Source organism: Geobacillus sp. TFV-3 (genome assembly GCF_009901865.1).
Taxonomy (GTDB): Bacteria; Bacillota; Bacilli; order Bacillales; family Anoxybacillaceae; genus Geobacillus; species Geobacillus thermoleovorans_A.
This window is the reverse complement of sequence record NZ_MPSP01000001.1, coordinates 1871039-1888917: the sequence shown is the minus strand read 5'-3', so window position 1 is coordinate 1888917 and position 17879 is coordinate 1871039. Positions and strand designations below refer to the sequence as shown.

Below are 17879 nucleotides of genomic sequence, written 5' to 3'. Positions count from 1 at the left end.
ATGATCATAGCAAATATATATCTCGAATTCAAATATTTTTTATTCGAGTTTTTTGGTAACATGGAGTGTAAAGGCACATCCATGATAAGATAGAGAGGGAACAGCGTATAGAAAGGGAGAAAAAATGATGAACGAACTCGGCATTTTAATGAAAATTGAGCAGCAGCTCGAACGGTTTTCGCCGGCAGAGAAAAAGGTGGCTGCCTACATTTTAGAGCATGCTGAGTTAGTGCCGAATATGACGACGAAAGAGTTGGCGCAGGCGTCGGATACGAGCGAGGCAAGCGTCGTCCGCTTTTGCAAGACGGTCGGCATCGGCAGTTTTCCGGGATTGAAACTGGCGCTCGTTCGCGAGTTGACGACGGCCGATATGAGCATTAACGATTTTTCGATTCTCGACAAACCGGTTTCTCCGCATGAATTGTTTGTGAAAGTGACGTATGTCAATAAGGCTGCGATTGAAGCGGTGACCACGACGCTTGATAAGCGAGAGCTCGAAAAAGCGGCAGAGGCGATCATGAAAGCAAAGAAGCTGCTGTTCTACGGAGTTGGCGGCTCGGCGGCCGCTGCGATGGATGCCAGTTACAAGTTTACGAAACTCGGCTATATGGCGGTGATGTCGCCTGATTTCCATACAATGCTGCCATTGGTAGCCCATTTGAACGAAGGAGATGTGTTCGTAGCGATATCGACATCTGGAAGGACAAAGGACGTATTGGAGATCGCCCGATTTGCGAAAAAACAGCACGCTACGGTCATCGCCATTACGAAGCTTGATCCAACGTCTCCATTGTATAAAGAGGCCGATATCAAGCTGGCGCTGCCGGACGTGGAGCAAGATCACCGCATTGGCAGCATGGCATCGAGAATGGTGCAACTCAACGTGATCGATGCGCTCTATTTAATCACGTTCCATCGTGTGGGGAGCCGGGTGATTGAACGATTTCACCAGACAAGAGAAGAAGTGGTGCGGTTGCGAAGATAAAGCGGGCTTGAGACGAGCCCGTTTTTTTGTGGGGATGTTTTGAAAATCAAAAAAGAATATATTGATATTTTATTTCATAAATATATAATATAATTATGAAATTAAATTTCAAAATTCGTTTAAAGAGGTGGCAAAATTGCTCGAACGTCTGACGACGGAACAAAGCAATGAAAAGACAAAATGTTTGGATGAAATGACGGTGAAAGAAATTTTACAAGTGATGAATGAAGAAGATCAGACCGTGGCGGCCGCTGTGGCGAAACAACTCGATTCGATTGAGAAGCTCGTACAGATTGTCATCGCCGCGTTTCAACGCGGAGGGCGGCTCATCTACGTTGGAGCAGGAACAAGCGGCCGGCTCGGTTTGCTTGATGCCGTTGAATGTCCGCCAACGTTTGGCGTTGATTCAAAGATGGTTCAGGCAGTGATCGCCGGGGGGTGGGAAGCAATGGTCAATGCGGCGGAAGGAGCAGAAGATGATGAAGAGACGGCCGTTCACGATCTCGAGGCATTGGGCTTGACGGAAAACGATGTGGTCGTCGGCATTGCGGCGAGCGGACGGACGCCATATGTCGTGGGCGCTCTTCGCTATGCGAAGCAAGTGGGAGCAGCGACAGGAAGCATCGCCTGCAACCAAGGAGCGAAAATCAGCCAGTATGCGGATGCGCCTGTGGAAATTGAAACCGGACCGGAAGTGCTGACCGGTTCAACGCGCCTCAAGGCCGGAACCGCACAAAAAATGGTGCTCAATATGATTTCGACCGCTTCGATGGTCAGCATCGGCAAAGTATATGGCAACTGGATGATCGATGTGCAGGCGACGAACGAAAAGCTAAAAGAGCGGGCAAAGCGCATCTTGATGGAGGCGACAGGCGTGAGCGCCGAAGAAGCGTCCCTCTATTATGAACAGGCCAACGGGGAGGTGAAAACAGCGATTGTCATGATTTTGGTTGGATGCAGCTATGAAGAGGCGAAAGCGCGATTGCAAAAAGCCGGAGGTTTTGTGCGAAAAGCGCTTGATTAACCAATAGAGGGGGGAGAGGAAAGAATGAGTCGAGAACGACAAATGGCCGCAATGTTGCTTTCGCATTTGGGGGGGCAAAGAGAACATTGTTCGCATTGCTCATTGTATGACACGGGTGCGCGTGTCGCTGCGTGATCCGGACAAAGCTGAGATCGCAGCTTTGAAACGGATCGAGGGAGTGATGGGGATCATTGAAGACGAAACGTTGCAAATCGTCGTCGGCCCTGGCGTTGTCAACAAAGTGGCGGCGGCGTTGTGTGAGATGACGGATTTAGAGCTTGGGGAAGTGATGGAAGACGAGCTCGAGGACATCGCGGAGCGGACAAAAGCGAAGGTCAAAGCGCGCCAGCAAACGCCGCTTAAACGGTTGTTGCGCAAAATCGGCAGCATCTTCATCCCGCTCATCCCTGGTTTGGTTGCCTCAGGAATCATTAACGGCATCGCCAACTTTGCCAAGAATGCTGGCATTGATCCGGCGGCAACGTGGCTGCAGCTACTGCTTTTGATTGGCGGCGGGATTTTTGCTTCTCTTGGCGTGTTAGTCGGCTACAATACGGCGAAGGAGTTCGGCGGCACTCCCGTATTAGGGGCGATTGCCGGCATTCTCGTGTTCAATCCGGCGCTGGCTGATGTCAAACTCTTTGGGGAAGCGCTTACACCTGGAAGGGGAGGGTTGTTTTCCGTCCTGTTGGCAGCTTGGCTGATGGCGGTCATCGAAAAACGGGTGCGCCGATTCGTCCCGAATGCGGTTGATATCATTGTGACACCGCTCATCACGGTGCTCATCGTCTGCTTATTTACCTTGATCGCCGTACAGCCGATTGCGGGATGGCTGTCGCTGGCGATTACAAACGGATTAAAAGCCGTGCTCGATATAGGCGGAGTGATTGCCGGCGCGGTGTTGGCCGGAACGTTTTTGCCGCTTGTCATGGTCGGGCTGCATCACGGTTTGACACCGATTCATATGGAGCTGATTCAAAAACTCGGTTCGACGCCGCTATTGCCCGTATTGGCCATGGCGGGCGCCGGTCAAGTTGGGGCGGCGATTGCTGTGTATGTGAAAACGAAAAGCGAGCGGCTCCGCAACATTATTAAAGGGGCGTTGCCAGTCGGGTTTTTAGGCATCGGTGAGCCGCTTCTTTATGGAGTGACGCTGCCGCTGGGGCGGCCGTTTGTCACCGCATGCCTCGGAGCGGCGGTCGGTGGTGCGTTTCAAGCAGTGATGAAAACGGCGGCTCTTGGCATTGGTGTGTCCGGGCTGTCACTCATTCCCCTCATCGCTGATGGAAAGTACATCACGTATTTGATCGGATTGGTCATTTCGTACACGTTTGGCTTCCTATTTACCTATTGGTTCGGATTTAAAGAGGAAATGGCAGAAAATATATAGCGAGGGATGGCGGTGCTTTCCTTTTCTTTTTATCTCTTTCAACCGCTCAAACAAATCGAAGAAACGTTTCAGCGAGCAGTGCGTTTCGGGGCGAAGGAATTGTTTACTTCGCTACAGCTTTCAAAAGGGAACGAGATGGAAGATGGAAAGAAACTTGAATTTATCGGCCGGCTCGCCCGTTGCTATGGGGTCGGGGTGGCGGCAGATGTCACCCCCTCCGCGCTTTCATGCTTGCCGGTCGGTGTTGGCGTCGCCAAGGCGTTGAACCGGTGGGGAATGGTCGCGCTACGGCTCGATGATGGTTTTTCGTTGGATGAAACGGTTCGGCTTTCTAAGCAGATACGGGTGGTACTGAATGCCAGCACGATCACGGAGCGCGAAATCCGGGAGCTTGTATCGCGACAAATCGACTGGTCTAATGTGGAAGCGTGGCATAACTTTTATCCGCGCCCGGAAACCGGTCTTTCCGGCGACACGCTTGCGAAACAAAACCGAATGCTGCGCCAATGCGGCATCACGTCGATCGGCGCTTTTATCCCGGGCAATGCCCAAAGGCGCGGCCCGCTTTACAAAGGGCTGCCAACGTTAGAGGATCATCGGGAAGCTGATCCTGTGTACGCTTGTATTGAACTTGTCGAAAAGTATAAGGTGGAGAAAGTATTCATTGGAGATTTAGCCGCATCGGATGATGTGCTCAAGCGGATGAAGTGGATTCAATCTGGGATCATCCCCATCCGATATCAGCCAACCGTTCAGGCTAGTTGGCTTTCTCTTGTCGAAACGGTGCACACCAATCGACGCGACGCTGCCCGCGATGTGATTCGCTCAGTTGAATCTCGCCGCTCCCTTGCATGGCCGCAGGAAGCGTTGCGTTCCATCGATCCGGCGCCGCGGCTGACCGGAAGCGTGACGATTGACAACGAGCGTTACGGCCGTTATGCCGGGGAACTGCAAATTGCCTTAACTGATCTCCCCGCCGATGACAACGTCAACGTCATCGGTAGGGTGATCAAGGAAGATGTGCCGCTACTTCAGCACATCGGTGGCGGCCGGGCGTTTTGTCTCATTCGTTGCTAGCAAGGAGAGGAACGGTTGGCCGTTGGCATGGTGAAGGAAAATGATGGTGCCGTTCTCAAGGGGGCGCCATCATGTTTTAGGTGCGCTTCAGCTCAAGAAAAAAAGCTGTTAAAAACTTCCGCACATTCATCCGGCATTCCGTCTCCGTTTGGCCGCGTTCGAGTTCCTTCATCCGCCGGCGGATGTCAGCAAAATCAAACAGCCTTGGAGCGAAATGCTCAAACGTCGGGTTCGTGTAGTCGGTTAGACCGAGGGAAGCGAGATGGGTGAACGCCTGCAAGACGAGGCGGCGGATGCGCTGTTCCATCGCCCGCGCTTCTTTGATGGTTTCAGCGGGCGGCAGGCCGTATTCCCGCCGGACGAGTTCCGCATAAAGTTCTTTGAGCGGCGGCAGTTCACGCACAGGGCGGCCTTTCGCTTCCTGTTCCGCCAACCAGTGCACCACAAGGAGCACGTCGGCGCTTCCCGCTTCGCCGGCGACGCCGAGAAGAAGGAGAAGCTGCTGCGCCTGCTGTTCGAGGGCGGACGATTTGGAAACGGCACGGGCCTCGGCCGTTTGCGGCTCAAGCCCTCTGAGCACTTGGCGGATCGATTCCAGCGAGCGAACGGCGGACATATGGTTGGCGACGCGCTTGAGCACAGACAACACTTCATAGCGGTTGATCGGTTTTTGAATGTAGGTGTCAATGCCATGCAAGTACGCTTGGCCGATCATTTCTTTGTTTTCCACTTGCGAGATCATAATAAATGTCCCCATAAATCCTTCCTGTCGCAGCGCTTTCATCGTTTGAATGCCATCACGCCCCGGCATTAATAGGTCGATGAGCACTACGTCAACGTGAAGCAAGTCGGCAGCGCGAACATTCAACCCGTCTTCCGCACAACCGACCACCTCACCGAGCCCGGATTCATGAATCAATTTTTCGAGCATCTTTCTTACAACAGGGTCGTCTTCGATCAGAAAAAAGCGAAGTCCCATCTTTCTGTTCTCTCCCTTCCTTGGCTTTCGGCCATTGCCTTGTCTACATGACGGCATTTTCTTGCCGGTCGGCCTCACGATCGGACATTTCGGCTGCGGACGGTGTGCTTTGCAGGAGGCGGGCTGTCGGCACGGCAAGGCGAAACACCGTCTGCCCCGGCTCGCTTTTGACGAGCTGTAGATGCCCCCCAAGTGTTTGGGCGATATCGCGGGCGTGGGTAAGCCCGATGCCTGTTGACGGATTGCCTTGGCGGTCGTATTTCGTTGTGAATCCGGGCTGAAAAATCCAGGCGATGTCATCAGCCGCAATGCCGGGACCGGTATCCTCCACTTCGATGATTAACTCGTTTCCGCGAAGACGTGCATGCAAGGTGACGGCGCCCGTTTGCTCAATCGCCTCCACGGCGTTCGATACCAAGTTGTTAAGCACGGAAAGAAGAGGATACAGCTGGTCGGTCATGAGATCGATATGGCCGTTGTACGAAAATGTGATCGTTTTTCCGGACAAGCTGGCGTATTTTTCATTGGCGCGAATGACCATGGCGCACAGTTCCGCAATCGAAATGCGCCCGCGCACCGATTGGCGGCCGATAAGCTTAGAAAGGCCGGCGAAAATGCGCTGCATATCTTTTTTTGTCTCGTGAATATGTTCGGCAAGCTCCAGGGCGACGCGCGGCTCAACGTGTTTTCTTTCGATCAGCCGTGAGTAAAGGTCATAGCTTTGGCGCGTCATGTCTTCCATGAGAGCCATTGATTTTTGCAAGTAAAACATCTCTTCGTATAATCCGCTGCTCACCATGATGAGCCGCTCGAGTTCTTGCTTTCTCGCTTCAGCGAGCGAGCGGACATGCTTCGTCACCCACATATTGTAAACGCCAATAACGCAGAAACTGCGCAAAATGGCGAATAACCATAAGACGATGACCGTTTGACCGCTGAAGGCAAACGGTTCGCCCATCCAATACCGGATCCCTAGTTCACAGGCGTTAGCCAAAAAATCAAGCGCTGCTCCAACCGCTCCAGCCCGAATCGGGGCTGTAATTTGACGGCGCAAGCGGAGGACAGAGACCATTGCCGCAAAGCTGATATAATACCCCGCTGCCGGAAGATGGGTCAGCAGACTCTCAGAAGTCGACATTTCTCCTGTCAACGAGTCCAGAAAGACGCGAAACCCAACGACCACCGCTCCGGTGCTTGCACCGATCACAAGCGGCGGAAGAGAAGCAAAGGCGACAAGCCCGAGAAAAAAGACGGCGCTGCCGAGTGAGACGCGAAACGGGCTGTCAAACGGGTTCATTTTCATTTCGCCAAGAAACGCAGTAGCGGAAAGCAAAAGCAAAAGAAGCCAAAGCGGTTCTTTTTTTGCTGGTGTCAGTGGACGTCACCGCCTTTGTGAAGGTCATGGGCTAATCTGTAATTCTATTATATAACAGGAAAGCGAAAACAACGGATCTTTTTAACAAAAGAGACGGCAAGAAAAAACCGTATGCCCCAGCCGAAGAAGGGGATACGGTTCCATCACCGCTGACGGTATTCCAACCGGCGCGATAATAATGACAGCGAATAGTTGACGATAAAATACATGAATGCCACGAGAATGAAAATCGGGATGACAAAATTGACGTTGCGCCCGTTAATGATTTGCGCATGGTTCATCAGCTCCGGCAAGGAAATGACAATGGCCAGCGACGTATCTTTCAATAAGGAAATAAACTGGCTGACGATCGGCGGCACCATGCGCCGCAACGCTTGCGGCAAAATGATGTACCATAACGTCTGCACATACGTAAGCCCCGACGAGCGCGCCGCCTCGATTTGCCCTTTATCGATCGACTGCAGGCCGCTGCGCACAATTTCCGACAACATGGCCGATTCAAAAATGACCAAGGCTGAAATGGCTGCGTACATTTTATCCAGCTTGAGTCCGACTTCCGGAAGGGCGAAATACGTAAAGAAAATGATTAACAACAGCGGCAAATTCCGAATCGTTTCGACCATTACAGCCAGCAATTGGGAAAGCACCGGGGTTTTCGTATAGCGAATGACCCCGATGATAATGCCGAACACAAAACTTAAGACAATCGAGATGAATGCCACTTCTAATGTCACGAGAAACCCTTGAAGCAAAAACTTCAAATGGGAGGGCGCGTAAGCACCGGCAAAATCCATCGTTTATCCTCCTTTCCTACCGCGCCTTAAGCAAACGGCGCTCTAAGTAGCCGACGCCAAGGCTGAGCGGGATCGTTAAGACGAGGTAAAACAAAGCGACGAAAATATAAACGTCAAAGGTGACGAACGTTTTGGAAGAAATTAAGTCGCCGTAATACATTAAATCCAACCCGGCGATGACGCCAAGCACGGAAGAGTTTTTCACCAAGTTGATGAACTGGTTGCCAAGCGGCGGGATGACGATTTTCACCGCCTGCGGCAAGATGACGTAACGCATCGCTTGCAAGTACGTCAATCCAGACGAGCGCCCCGCTTCCATTTGTCCTTTCGGAACGGCTTGAATGCCCGAGCGGATCGCTTCAGCGATAAAAGCGGCGGTATACACCATCAGCCCGAGCGTTCCGGCGGTAAACGAGTCAAAGCGGATGCCGACGGCGGGCAAGCCCATAAAAAAAACAAAGACGATCAACACAAGCGGAATGTTGCGGATAAATTCTACATACGCTGTTCCGATCCAATTGAGCGGACGAATCGGAGCGATGCGGAAAATGGCCATGACGGTGCCGATGGCCAAGCTGCCGATCAGCGCCAACACGCTGGCCTTGATTGTATGGCCAAACCCTTGCATATACAGATCCCAATGTTCAACTAAAATAGAATAGCGCAACAAGGCTAAACGCCTCCTTTCCTCGCTGACTCATGGCCTGTCCTTTGGGCAAACAGATGGGCGGATGTGTTCCGCCCACCGTTTCGCCTGTTATTGTTGCGGCTTTTTGCCAATCCATTTTTCGTAGATCTTATCGTATTCGCCGTTTTCTTTAATTTCTTTTAAGTATTCGTTGATGACTTGAAGCAATTCTTTATCCCCTTTGCGGACGGCGATGCCGTACGGCTCTTCAGTGAACGTTTCATCCAGGACGCGGTAGTTCGGATCTTGTTTCGCCATGCCCCAAAGCAGCGCGTTGTCGGTCGTGAGCGCATCGCCTTGGCCGGCTTTCAATGCGGTAAATGCTTCCGCATAGTTTTCAAATTCAAGCACGTTGACTTGCGGCGCGACTTTGCGGATGTTTTCCGCCGATGTCGAACCTTTCGCTGTCAGAACGGTCATGCCTTTTTTCAAGTCTTTCACGCTGTTGATCGGGCTGTCTTTTTTGACGAGCAGCGATTGCCCGGCCATAAAGTACACATCCGAGAAATCCACTTCTTTTTTCCGTTCCTCGGTGATCGTCATGGTGGCGATGATCGCATCAATCTCCCCGTTGTTCAGCATCGGGATGCGTGTTTTTGACGTCACTTCTTTCAATTCGATTTTGTTTTCATCCCCGAGAATTTTTTTCGCCAGCCCTTTGGCAATATCGATGTCAAATCCTTCGACTTTGCCGGTTTCCGGGTTTTTTAACCCGAATAAATTCAAATCGTATTTGACGCCGACGACAAGCTTGCCGCGCTGTTTAATCTTTTCAAGCGTATTGGTCGCTTTGGCGTTTTCTGACGATGTTCCGCCTTCCCCTTTGTCCGTCGTGCTGCAGCCCGTCAAAGCAACGGCGCTCAATAAGGCGGTCAAGGCAACCGCGATCCACCATTTCCATGCTTTCTTTCTCATGAGAAAAAACCCCCTTTGATTGACCGGAATTAATGGTTTAAAATGCGGCTTAAAAAGACGCGCGCCCGCTCCTCTTTTGGCGCCGCGAAAAACTCCTCAGGCGGCGCTTCCTCTAAAATGCGGCCTTGGTCCATAAAGACGATGCGATCGGCCACTTCGCGGGCAAACCCCATCTCATGGGTGACGACGACCATCGTCATCCCTTCTTTCGCCAGCTGCTTCATGACATCCAATACTTCCCCGATTGTTTCTGGATCAAGAGCTGATGTCGGCTCGTCAAACAGCATGATTTTTGGCTTCATCGCCAATCCGCGGGCGATGGCGACGCGCTGCTGCTGGCCGCCGGACAGCGCGGACGGATAGGCGTTCGCTTTGTCAGGGATGCCGACTTTTTCCAAATAATACATAGCGATTTCGTTCGCTTCTTTTTCGGACATGCCGAGCACTTTGCGCGGCGCCAACGTGATGTTTTGCAAGACGGTCATGTGCGGGTATAAGTTGAAATGTTGAAACACCATGCCGATATTGCGCCGCAGCTCGTTGATGTTGACGCCTTTGTCGTTCACTTTGACGCCGTCGACGATCAATTCGCCGCTTGAAATCGTCTCAAGCCGGTTGATGCAGCGCACGAGCGTGCTTTTGCCTGACCCCGACGGCCCGATGATGACGACGACTTCCCCTTGGTTGATCGTCAAATTAATGTCTTTCAACACATGAAAATCGCCGTAGTATTTGTTGACCTGGTAGAAATAAATCAATAGCCCCCCTCCTTTCCCGTCAACATCGTACGCCCACGCCGTGTTTACATGATCCGTAAAAGCGGCTCATGGACGATTTTTGACAAAATGGTGAACGTTTTACGAATTGATTGTAAAGAAACATCTACAGGAATCTACTGAAATCTACAGGAAGTTCAAAAATAAAAAATGTTTTGAGCGGATATGTTGCGGCTGTCGATGCAAATCGCTGCTATCGTCGATTTATTTAGAATAGTGAGGCAAATCTTTTCTCAAATGAATAGGGAACGACTATAATAATGATGTAGCGTTTGCCTATACTTGAAGGAGGCGAGGGGAGCGAAAGTGAAGTATCGAAAACTCGGCCGCACTGGGCTGAAAGTGAGCGAAATCAGTTTAGGCAGCTGGCTTACATACGGCAACTCGGTGGAAAAAGACACGGCGATCCGCGTCATTGACAAGGCGTACGAACTCGGCATCAACTCGTTTGACACGGCAAACGTCTACGCGCGCGGGGAAGCGGAAAAAATCGTTGGCGAGGCGCTGCGCAAATATCCGCGCGAATCGTATGTCATTGCGACGAAAGTGTTTTGGCCGATGGGCGATGGCCCGAACGACCGCGGCCTGTCGCGCAAACATGTGTTTGAGCAGCTCCATGCGAGCTTAAAGCGGTTGCAACTGGATTACGTGGACATCTATTATTGCCATCGGTACGACAAGGAGACGCCGGTTGACGAAACGTTGCGCACGATCGATGATCTCGTCCGCCAAGGAAAAGTGCTCTATGTCGGCGTCAGTGAATGGACGGCCCAGCAAATTCAAGAGGCGCTCGGCGTGGCTGATCGCTACTTGCTTGACCGGATCGTCGTCAACCAGCCGCAGTACAACATGTTCCATCGCTATATTGAAAACGAAGTCATCCCGGTGTGCGAACAAAACGGCATCAGCCAAATCGTCTTCTCGCCGCTCGCCCAAGGGGTGCTCACCGGCAAATACAAACGCGGCCAACAGCCGCCAGCGGACAGCCGCGCCGCCGACCCGAAAGCGAATGCGTTCATTCAACGGCTGCTGAATGATGACGTGTTGGCGAAAGTCGAACAGCTCGAAAAAGTCGCCGCTGAGCTTGGCATCACGCTATCCCAGCTCGCGCTCGCCTGGGTGCTGCGCCAGCCGAACGTCGCCAGCGCCTTAATCGGCGCCAGCCGTCCGGAACAAGTCGAAGAAAACGTCAAGGCGGTCGATGTTGTGCTTAGCGAAGAGGTGTTGGAGAAAATTGAGGGGATTTTGGGGTGAAAGAGACGGAGGCAGGCAAACGCTTGTCTCCGTTTTTTATCATCTCTAATAATCGAGAAGCCCCCCACTTTAACGTGACCAGCGTAAGTGAAAACAGCCAAACCGTGGGACGAACGGGGATGGCTTGGACAATAGCCTGCCGTGGGGAGGGTGTTCCCAAGACTCTCCCCCCTCTAAGAGTTTACGTAGGTGGGAGAGCGTTCAACAAATCGAGAAGCCACATAAATGCTGTATTTCTTTTCAACGAATAGCGATCGATTTCGCAGGAAAAGATCATTTTTTTCACCAGCCTTCTAGAAGGCTGGTGATTCAGTGGGAAATGTGGGAAACGATTAGGTTTTTTAATAGAGAAAGCTTAAAAGCCACCTTTTTCTTGGTTTGCGAGCGGGAAACGGTTGTTTTTCGACGGCCCCCGGGTTTCTAGCGGGCCTTGTCTTCGCCATGATTTTCAAACAAATAAACAGAAGGAATTTTCCATGCCAACGGCGAACGGTACGGAAAGAGGGAACGACGAAAAGGGGGGATGGCGATGACGAGCGATTGCAGCGCTTCGCCGACGGTCAGCTGTCGCCAAACGTTGCAAGAGGTCATGCGGCTGATGGCGGCTCGTGGGCTTAAGGGGATGGACGTTGTCGATGAGCATGGTCGGGTGTTGGGGCGGTGCACGTGGCGGCTGATGCTGTGGGCGGCAGCGGATGGGCTCGATCGTTCTATGACGATCGGCGAGGCATTGACGGTGCTTTCTGACGAGGGGGAAACGAAACAGGAAGGCGTCTGTGCTGAAACGCCCGATGTGGAAAGCGGTTTGAAACCAACGGACGAGCTCGAACGGCTGCGGCTTGAGTTGGAGGAAACGCACCGTCTGGCCGAGACGATGAAAACGGTGTTGGATGCGGCGTATGAAGGAGTGGTCGTCGTCGATGAAGATGGCGTCATCCGCGAGATCAACCGGGCGTATTGCCAGTTTCTTGGCATCCGCCGGGAAGAGGCAATCGGCAAACATGTGACGGAAGTGATCGAAAACACCCGTCTGCACATCTGCGTTCAATCGGGCATTCCCGAGCGGGGATATATTCAAAAAATTTACGGCCAGCCGATGGTCGTGCACCGCATTCCGATTTGGCGTGATGGTAAAGTGATCGGGGCGGTCGGGATGCTTATTTTCCAAGGAGTATCGGAAGTGTATGAAATTTTTCGGCGCCTGCAGGAGCTGTCGCGCGAGGCGAGCCGGAAGGAGAAGCAAGAGACGGGAGCGAAAAAGCAGGAGGAGATCGCCTCCGCCCCGAAAGGAATCGAGCGCATCATCGGCCGCCACCCGGCGATCGCCGCTGTGAAGCAGATGATCCGTCGGGCGGCGCGCGTGCCATCGACGGTCTTGATTACCGGTGAAAGCGGGACAGGAAAAGAAGTGGTGGCGCGGGCGATCCACGAAGCAGGACCTCATGCGGATGGACCGTTCGTCAGCGTGAACTGCGCCGCCATTCCTGAGTCGCTTTTGGAAGCGGAGCTGTTCGGCTATGAAGACGGGGCGTTCACCGGAGCGAAAAAGGGAGGCAAGCCTGGCAAGTTTCAGCTCGCCGACGGAGGGACGCTGTTTTTGGATGAAATCGGCGACATGCCGCTTGCCATGCAGGCGAAAATTTTGCGCGTCTTAGAAGAAAAGAAAGTAGAGAAAGTCGGCGGGTTGTCAGGGGCTGAGGTGGACGTGCGCATTATTGCCGCCACGAACAAGCCGCTCGAGGAGATGGTGCAAAACGGGACGTTTCGCGAGGATTTGTTTTATCGGTTGAATATCATCCGCATCCACCTCCCGCCGCTGCGCGAGCGAAAAACCGATATTCCGGCTCTCTTGGCTTACCATATGGAGCGGATGTGCCGGCAGTTTGGCGTGGCGGCGAAAACGTTCGCAAAAGAGGCCATGGAGGTGCTTGTCAACTATTCATGGCCGGGAAACATCCGCGAGCTTGTCAACGTCGTCGAGTGGCTGATCGGCATGGTCGAAGGGGAGAAAGTGGAACGCGACCACTTGCCGCCTTACTTGTCGACCATTCGGACGGCAACTGCTTCTCTGCCGGACGGCGGCGTGAACATCGCTGATCAATGGAAGGAAATGGTCTATCAATCCGAGCGGGAACGAATCGCTGCGGCGCTTGTCGCCGCGGGCGGCAATAAGGCGGAAGCGGCGAGAAGGCTCGGCATTCACCGCTCGACGTTATACGAGAAGCTGAAAAAATACGGACTATAAGCAACGGCAGACAGGCCGTTCTTTTTTGCTTCTCATAATGTCGGGGAATTGTCTGGTTATGTAGGATAAGTGTCGTGTTTTTGTTGGCGAGTACGTTTTTTGTTTCGAAGCTGTTCCTTGTCATTGCGCCTTTTGATGTTGGCACAGAATTTGCCTTAAAGAGAGTGAAACCGTTATCAAAAAAGGTGGAGGGGGAAACGGTGTACGAATTGTTGATGCCCAGCCGAGTAGTATACGGGCGCGAGACGTTTGCGGAAGTTGGCCCGCAGGCGAAGGCGCTCGGAATGAAAGCGCTTATCGTCAGCGATCCGGTGATGGAGAAAATCGGTCTTGTCGCCCGTTGCGAGCAATATTTGCGACAGGTGGGGATGACGTTTGCCAAGTACACAGGTGTCGATACGGAGCCGACGGATGTCCATGTGAAGGAAGCGCTTGACGTCTGCCGAAGCGAGCAATGCGATGTCATTATTGCCCTTGGCGGCGGCAGCAGCATCGACGCCGCCAAGGCGTTGGCCGTGATGATGACGAATGAAGGAACGATCAGCGACTATGTCGGCAATCAGAAACGGTTCATCGAAAAACCGCTGCCGCTCATCGCCATTCCGACGACAGCCGGAACGGGTTCGGAAGTGACGAAAGTAACGGTCATTATCAATACAAAGACGGACGTCAAAATGATGATCTCCCAGCCCGCGTTGCTTCCAACCGTGGCGATCGTCGATCCGTTGCTCACGGTTTCATGCCCGCCATCCGTCACAGCGGCAACCGGGGTCGACGCGCTCTGCCACGCGATCGAGGCGTACATTTCCCGACGCGCCCACTCGGTGACCGATGTGCTGGCGCTCTCTGCCATTGAAGCGATTGTCGGCCATTTGCGCCGGACGTATGAAAACGGGGAAGACGTTGAAGCGCGGGAAAAAATGGCGATCGCCGCCATGAAAGCCGGCATGGCGTTCTCGAACGCCTCGGTGACGCTCGTGCACGGCATGTCGCGGCCGATCGGCGCGCTGTTCCACGTGCCGCACGGTGTATCGAATGCGATGTTGTTGCCTGGGGTGCTTGAGTTTACAAAAGACAGCGCCATCGAGCGATTGGCGGTCATCGCCCGCATCATCAAGCCACCGCTCCAAGACGTTTCCGACACGGAAGCGGCTGATGCACTCGTTGAGGAAGTGAAGCAGCTTTGCCGCGATTTGCACATCCCGAATATGAAAACGTGGGGCATTGACAAAACGGCGTTTGACAAGGCGGTTGACAAAATGGCGGCTGACGCGCTTGCAAGCGGCAGCCCCTTCAACAATCCGAAAGTGCCGACCCATGAAGAAATTGTCGCCTTGTATCATTATTGTTACGACTATCAGTATGATACCAAAACCGTGAATTCTTAAAACAGTCGATGGTGAAGTCGCCGGTGGGCCTGAACCGTTGTCGGGTGCATGATCGCCATTGATAGCAAACAGAAATCAAAGGACTGTCCCGATTTGTCTTTCGACAGTGATCCAGCCCGCCGGTGCGTTGTCCGCCCTTCCGTGTTTTCTATTTTATGTAAGATCGGCGGTGGAACTCTGGCAACTAGCGTTTGCCCGTAGGAGCTTCCATGGCTCCTGTGCGCGTTCATGAACCAGTCTTTTGCAGCAACCGCGGGGTTTTTCACCAATCTGCTAGAAAGGTGGTTTGTCTGATGAGTTCGATGACAGAAACAAAAACGTTGAAAAACTTCATCGGCGGCCAATGGGTCGCTTCGACATCTGGAAAAGAAGAAATCGTGCCGAATCCGGCAACGGGGGAAGTGCTGGCGAAAGTGCCGCTTTCCTCGCGCGAGGAGCTTGATGCGGCGGTGGCGGCCGCGAAAGAAGCGTTCCGCGAATGGCGCAAAGTGCCGGTTCCGCGCCGCGCCCGCATTTTGTTCCGCTGCCAGCAGCTGCTTGTCGAGCATTGGGAAGAACTTGCCCGCCTTGTGACATTGGAAAACGGCAAAGTGTACGAAGATGCGTACGGCGAAGTGCAGCGCGGCATTGAATGCGTTGAGTTTGCCGCCGGCATCCCGACGCTTATGATGGGCCAACAGCTGCCGGATATCGCGACGAACATCGAATCGGGCATGTACCGCTACCCGCTCGGCGTCGTCGCGGGCATTACGCCGTTTAACTTCCCGATGATGGTGCCGTGCTGGATGTTCCCGCTTGCCATCGCCTGCGGCAACACGTTTGTGTTGAAACCGTCCGAGCGGACGCCTATGCTCGCCAACCGCTTAGCGGAACTGTTCACGGAAGCCGGCCTGCCGCCGGGAGTGCTCAACATCGTCCACGGGGCGCATGAAGTCGTTAATGGCATTTTAGAGCATCCAGACATTAAAGCCGTCTCGTTCGTCGGCTCGCAGCCGGTTGCCGAGTATGTGTACAAAACGGCCGCCGCCCACGGCAAGCGGGTGCAGGCGCTTGCCGGCGCGAAAAACCATTCGATTGTTATGCCGGACGCCGACCTCGACATGGCGGTGACCAACATCATCAACGCCGCGTTCGGTTCGGCAGGTGAGCGGTGCATGGCATGCTCCGTTGTCGTCGCCGTCGGTGATATCGCTGATGAGTTGGTCGAACGGCTCAAAGAAGCTGCCGACCGCATTCAAATCGGGAACGGACTTGACCAAGGCGTCTTTTTAGGCCCGGTCATCCGCGAGGCGCATAAAGAACGGACGATCAAATATATTGAAATCGGCGAAAAAGAAGGGGCGCTCCTTGTCCGCGACGGCCGCCGCGACTCGGCGACAAGCGGAAAAGGCTATTTTATCGGCCCGACGATTTTCGACCATGTCAAGCCGGGCATGACGATCTGGACGGATGAAATTTTCGCTCCGGTCTTGTCGGTCGTCCGCGCCCGCGATTTGGACGAAGCGATTGAGATCGCCAACCGGTCGGAATTCGCCAACGGCGCCTGCATCTACACGGACAGCGCCAAAGCGATCCGCCAGTTCCGTGAAGAAATCGATGCCGGCATGCTTGGTGTCAACGTCGCTGTCCCGGCGCCCATGGCGTTCTTCCCGTTCTCAGGCTACAAAAACTCGTTTTACGGCGACCTTCACGCCAACGGCCGCGACGGCGTCGAGTTTTACACGAGAAAGAAAATGGTGACGGCGAGATATCAATAGATAAACAATGAAGCAGCCCGCTCGGACTGGGCTGCTTTTTTGCGTGTTCGCTTGTTTGAATCATTTTCAGATCAGTGAGGGCGTTTTCTTTTTTGGAGGTCCGCCATCTCGTGTCGGTATTCCGCCAAAAAATGACGGGGTTCCGACACCATGTTGGCGGTGAAGGAGAGGAAAAGTGGAGCTATAATTAGGTTGAACGGAGAAAGAACTTGTGGAGGGGATGAAAATGTTTAAAGTAAAGATTGCTGGAATGGGAAAAGCTGTTGGGTCACTAAAAGTAAAGAGTGAAGAATTAGAAGAACAAATGAATGTTACAAGCGGTTGGATTGTTAAGGCAACAGGTATTGAGTCTAGACATTATGTTGATTTTGAAAATGGAGAAAATGCGTTAACATTAGGTGTAAAAGCTGCTAAGCAGGCAATCCAAAATAGCGGAATTGATCCGGAGCAGATTGATTGTATAATTGGTGCGAACGGTTCTCCATTACAGGCCATTCCGTGCGGAGCTAGTTTATTTCAGCGAGAATTAGGTTTGGGCGATTCAGGGATTCCGTGTTTTGATGTTGATACGACGTGCTATAGTTTCGGATTAGCTTTATTTGTGGCGGCTAATCTTATTCATAATCAAGTATACAATTGCATCTTAATCATCAGTTCAGATGCTCCAAGTCCAACATTACCAAAAACTTCTAATGAAGTAAGGGCTCTGTTTGGAGATGGGGCTGCTGCTGCGATTGTCACCAAATCTGCAAAAGATGAAAAAAGCGTTCTTCATCATTTCAAAATGCAAACTTACGGATCGGGAGCCGATTTAACTTGCGTGAAGGGTGGAGGTACGCTAAGACACCCAAATGACCCAAATACGAGAATGGAAGATAATTTGTTTCAGATGGATGGCAGAAAAGTGTTTAGGTATGCAGTTCGTTTGCTTCCTGATTTTTTTCAAGATTTTTTTTCTGAAAGTGGTATATGTCAAAGTGATGTTAAATATTTACTCCCTCATCAAACAAGCAAGCATGGAATAGACATTTTTAAAAAGTTTGGATTTCATTCAGAACAAATTGCCTCTCATATTTCTACACATGGGAACTGTATTGCAGCTTCTCTCCCAATGTTATTGTTTGACTATATAGAAGATAACAAGATTAAGAGAGGAGATTTGGTGTTATTATTCGGAACTTCTGCCGGTTTATCTATAGGATGTGTAGCTTTAACATATTAAAAAACAATAT

General features: G+C 52.3%; 14 protein-coding genes and 1 pseudogene. 9 read left to right on the top strand and 6 right to left on the bottom strand.

Going from position 1 to position 17879, the window contains the following annotated elements; all coding sequences use genetic code 11:
• Positions 1-127 precede the first annotated feature (127 nt).
• The 4 genes and pseudogenes from BJQ97_RS09585 (at position 128) to BJQ97_RS09570 (ending at position 4476) form a co-directional block, all read left to right on the top strand.
• Positions 128-985, top strand: a complete 858-nt coding sequence (locus BJQ97_RS09585) for a MurR/RpiR family transcriptional regulator (protein WP_044731533.1) — start codon at positions 128-130, stop codon at positions 983-985.
• A 136-nt stretch (positions 986-1121) separates the two neighbouring features.
• Positions 1122-2009 (top strand): N-acetylmuramic acid 6-phosphate etherase, encoded by an 888-nt coding sequence (gene murQ, locus BJQ97_RS09580; RefSeq protein ID WP_160156396.1) that lies wholly within the window; start codon positions 1122-1124, stop codon positions 2007-2009.
• A 24-nt stretch (positions 2010-2033) separates the two neighbouring features.
• Positions 2034-3399 (top strand): annotated as a pseudogene (locus BJQ97_RS09575) (PTS transporter subunit EIIC).
• A 12-nt stretch (positions 3400-3411) separates the two neighbouring features.
• Positions 3412-4476 carry a MupG family TIM beta-alpha barrel fold protein gene (locus BJQ97_RS09570; RefSeq protein WP_160156395.1) on the top strand — a complete coding sequence of 355 codons (1065 nt, stop codon included), beginning with the start codon at positions 3412-3414 and terminating at the stop codon, positions 4474-4476.
• A gap of 76 nt (positions 4477-4552) precedes the next feature.
• Here the strand turns inward: BJQ97_RS09570 and BJQ97_RS09565 are convergent, their stop codons facing one another.
• The 6 genes from BJQ97_RS09565 to BJQ97_RS09540 form a co-directional block, all read right to left on the bottom strand.
• A complete protein-coding gene (locus BJQ97_RS09565; RefSeq protein WP_160156394.1) occupies positions 4553-5455 on the bottom strand; it encodes a response regulator in 903 nt (300 codons plus the stop codon).
• A gap of 43 nt (positions 5456-5498) precedes the next feature.
• A complete protein-coding gene (locus BJQ97_RS09560; protein WP_160156393.1) occupies positions 5499-6758 on the bottom strand; it encodes a sensor histidine kinase in 1260 nt (419 codons plus the stop codon).
• 215 nt (positions 6759-6973) lie between these two features.
• Positions 6974-7624 carry an amino acid ABC transporter permease gene (locus BJQ97_RS09555; protein ID WP_160156392.1) on the bottom strand — a complete coding sequence of 217 codons (651 nt, stop codon included), beginning with the start codon at positions 7622-7624 and terminating at the stop codon, positions 6974-6976.
• Positions 7625-7640: 16 nt separating this feature from the next.
• On the bottom strand, positions 7641-8294 hold the full coding sequence (locus tag BJQ97_RS09550; protein WP_160156391.1) for an amino acid ABC transporter permease: 654 nt from the start codon (positions 8292-8294) through the stop codon (positions 7641-7643).
• An 87-nt stretch (positions 8295-8381) separates the two neighbouring features.
• Entirely contained in the window at positions 8382-9227 is an 846-nt protein-coding gene (locus tag BJQ97_RS09545; RefSeq protein WP_119877367.1) for a glutamate ABC transporter substrate-binding protein, read from the bottom strand.
• 29 nt (positions 9228-9256) lie between these two features.
• The gene (locus tag BJQ97_RS09540; RefSeq protein WP_160156390.1) at positions 9257-9985 is read right to left on the bottom strand and encodes an amino acid ABC transporter ATP-binding protein; all 729 of its coding nucleotides are present in this window, start codon (positions 9983-9985) and stop codon (positions 9257-9259) included.
• Positions 9986-10309: 324 nt separating this feature from the next.
• On the opposite strand from BJQ97_RS09540, the gene BJQ97_RS09535 reads away from it, so the two are divergent.
• From BJQ97_RS09535 to BJQ97_RS09515, 5 genes are all read left to right on the top strand, one after another.
• Positions 10310-11257, top strand: coding sequence for an aldo/keto reductase family protein (locus BJQ97_RS09535; protein WP_119877368.1), 948 nt, complete (start codon positions 10310-10312; stop codon positions 11255-11257).
• A gap of 529 nt (positions 11258-11786) precedes the next feature.
• Positions 11787-13502 (top strand): sigma 54-interacting transcriptional regulator, encoded by a 1716-nt coding sequence (locus BJQ97_RS09530; protein WP_119877370.1) that lies wholly within the window; start codon positions 11787-11789, stop codon positions 13500-13502.
• A 200-nt stretch (positions 13503-13702) separates the two neighbouring features.
• Positions 13703-14890 (top strand): iron-containing alcohol dehydrogenase, encoded by a 1188-nt coding sequence (locus BJQ97_RS09525; RefSeq protein ID WP_160156389.1) that lies wholly within the window; start codon positions 13703-13705, stop codon positions 14888-14890.
• A gap of 293 nt (positions 14891-15183) precedes the next feature.
• Positions 15184-16647 (top strand): CoA-acylating methylmalonate-semialdehyde dehydrogenase, encoded by a 1464-nt coding sequence (locus BJQ97_RS09520; RefSeq protein WP_160156388.1) that lies wholly within the window; start codon positions 15184-15186, stop codon positions 16645-16647.
• 226 nt (positions 16648-16873) lie between these two features.
• Complete coding sequence (locus tag BJQ97_RS09515) at positions 16874-17869, top strand: 3-oxoacyl-[acyl-carrier-protein] synthase III C-terminal domain-containing protein (RefSeq protein ID WP_160156387.1); 996 nt, start codon at positions 16874-16876, stop codon at positions 17867-17869.
• Positions 17870-17879 lie beyond the last annotated feature (10 nt).